The organism is Calothrix sp. CBUCES-K 9914, assembly GCF_059640475.1.
Genome location: NZ_JBXXZH010000523.1, coordinates 1 through 1,926 on the forward strand (window position 1 = coordinate 1; position 1,926 = coordinate 1,926).

Genomic DNA, 1,926 nt, shown 5'->3' on the forward strand with positions numbered 1-1,926 from the left:
CTTCCAGCTTTGGTAAATGGTCTAGCGCGACTCGACGAATGAGGCTGTGCAAACGATAAAAAACTTTATGCTGAGTATATTCCTCTTCTAAAAGAAACCGACGCTGTAACGACTGAAACGCTAATGCTTGAGCTTCAAGGGGGTACTCTCCAATCATTAATAACCAAGCAGAACGCTCAACAGCACGTCTGTATACGGCACCTTGGCAAAGCATTAAACAAGCTAATGGTTCTGTCTGGTACAAGCGAGAAAATGTCCGGTCTATGCGTTTTTTTTACCCGCTCCCCAAATGCTGATTTGAGCTTGCGTCGCAGCGATGGGGTTACAGAGACAAGAAGATTATTCATCGTAGCATCAGTGTTCATTGGGAGCAGGCGCCTGCCCAAACGCGCGGCTCGATGGTCGCCAAGTTCTTCTAAAATCGCTTCAAATTCCTGCCAATTGACATCGTGTAATATTACCCGGTGTCCAGGCGGTACACTTAATTGTCGTAATTGAAGCGTCACCATTTTAGTTTAATTTTAGATTGAATATGTAGAGTTATTATAGCAATATTATGTAATTTATACAAAAATGATATTCACGTAGAGACGCGATAAATCGCGTCTCTACAACATACAAATTTTATAAATAATTCACACTTTCAAGCGCAACTCGAACACAAATACTAAAACTAACGTATAAATTTTACTACGTAACAAAAGTAATAGAGAGCGTGATTCCCTTTTACAAGTTGGCACCAGTCAAGAAGTAAACAGCATAATATACAAGGCGCCTCAAAAAAGGAATAAATTTAAAAAAAATGTGATTCAGAGGTAAAATATAAGTAAGACGAAATTTTACACAGATTCAGATAAAACAAAAAATATGCTAAAAAAAATTGTGACTTCGGATGACTCTACATTTATTTCTCTACCAGATGAAATAGTTAAAGCCTTGGGTTTAAACTCTGGTAGCGAAGTAAAGTTAGAAATAGTTGGGAACACATTGGTTATAAGACCAGAAACAGAAACCAAACGCTCTGAACAATTTCTTCAAACATTTCAGTCCATTCTTGAAAAACGAAAGTCAGCATATGAGGAACTGGCAAAAGGGGAATTATCTTAAAAATGAATTTTCCAGATAAATTTGACGTGATAACAGTTCATGCTCAATTAATAGCTGTTACAGGAGGTAGTCAAGGATTACAAGATGAAGGTGCTTTGGAATCAGCACTTGCAGCTCCCCAAAATCGACTATTTTACGAGGAAGCAAGCTTAATTATTTGTGCAGCTACATATGCTTATCATATAACTCAAGCTCATGCATTCGTTGATGGCAACAAAAGAGTTGCAGCCGCTATTACAGAAACTTTTTTAGAAACAAATGGGGCACAGCTAAACTTGAGTAACGAAGAAATTGTAACTCTATTTTTAGATGTAGCATCTGGACGAATGACTCGTAATGAGGTAGAAGTATTATTTTTACAAAAAGTTTCTTTTAAAAACGAGTAGATAAGTAGGTAACACATAACTTATGAACTTTAGCCAAAGCAGAATCACTAACCTATGATTAAAACTCTATTTCATTGTTTGGTAATAGTTCGTCTCGATAGGACTCAAAAATGATACTATCACTTATACCTTGATGTTGCATAATCACTTCTGACCAAGCAAGTTCAGCTTGAGGTATTTTTAATGCTTGACTCAATTCGTGTATTGCCATCTCTTCTTTTAATTGTGCTTCTTTCTCTGCTATTTTTGCAATTCTTTCAGCAGATAAATTTTGAGTTAGGTTAGAAAATTTCTTGTGTCCTGCCATATTAAGCTTACCTTGGTCGCGCGTCATAAAGTTTGTCGATAATTTTACGCTAGCCTTGATATTATCATAATCGATATACAAAACCGTTAAGCAGCTTGAAGGGTAGAAGGCTTGGGAATAGGTTCA

The 1,926-nt window shown here is 36.8% G+C and carries 3 protein-coding genes and 1 pseudogene; 2 read left to right on the forward strand and 2 right to left on the reverse strand.

Going from position 1 to position 1,926, the window contains the following annotated elements; translation table 11 throughout:
- Nucleotides 1–383 precede the first annotated feature (383 nt).
- Nucleotides 384–509: pseudogene (locus AC2JBO_RS44745) on the reverse strand (Uma2 family endonuclease); the annotation flags it as partial.
- Nucleotides 510–867: 358 nt separating this feature from the next.
- On the opposite strand from AC2JBO_RS44745, the gene AC2JBO_RS44750 reads away from it, so the two are divergent.
- Nucleotides 868–1,107, forward strand: coding sequence for an AbrB/MazE/SpoVT family DNA-binding domain-containing protein (locus AC2JBO_RS44750; RefSeq protein WP_496960054.1), 240 nt, complete (start codon nt 868–870; stop codon nt 1,105–1,107).
- A 2-nt stretch (nt 1,108–1,109) separates the two neighbouring features.
- Nucleotides 1,110–1,493: a type II toxin-antitoxin system death-on-curing family toxin gene (locus tag AC2JBO_RS44755; protein WP_496960055.1), complete on the forward strand. Its 384-nt coding sequence runs from the start codon at nt 1,110–1,112 to the stop codon at nt 1,491–1,493.
- Nucleotides 1,494–1,551: 58 nt separating this feature from the next.
- Here AC2JBO_RS44755 and AC2JBO_RS44760 read toward each other — a convergent pair whose 3' ends face one another.
- Nucleotides 1,552–1,881: a hypothetical protein gene (locus tag AC2JBO_RS44760; protein ID WP_496960056.1), complete on the reverse strand. Its 330-nt coding sequence runs from the start codon at nt 1,879–1,881 to the stop codon at nt 1,552–1,554.
- Nucleotides 1,882–1,926: the final 45 nt, after the last annotated feature.

Excerpts from the sequence above, each read along its gene's own strand:
- AC2JBO_RS44750 (WP_496960054.1), top strand. The coding sequence starts at position 868 with ATGCTAAAAAAAATTGTGACTTCGGATGACTCTACATTTATTTCTCTA.
- AC2JBO_RS44755 (WP_496960055.1), top strand. The coding sequence starts at position 1,110 with ATGAATTTTCCAGATAAATTTGACGTGATAACAGTTCATGCTCAATTA.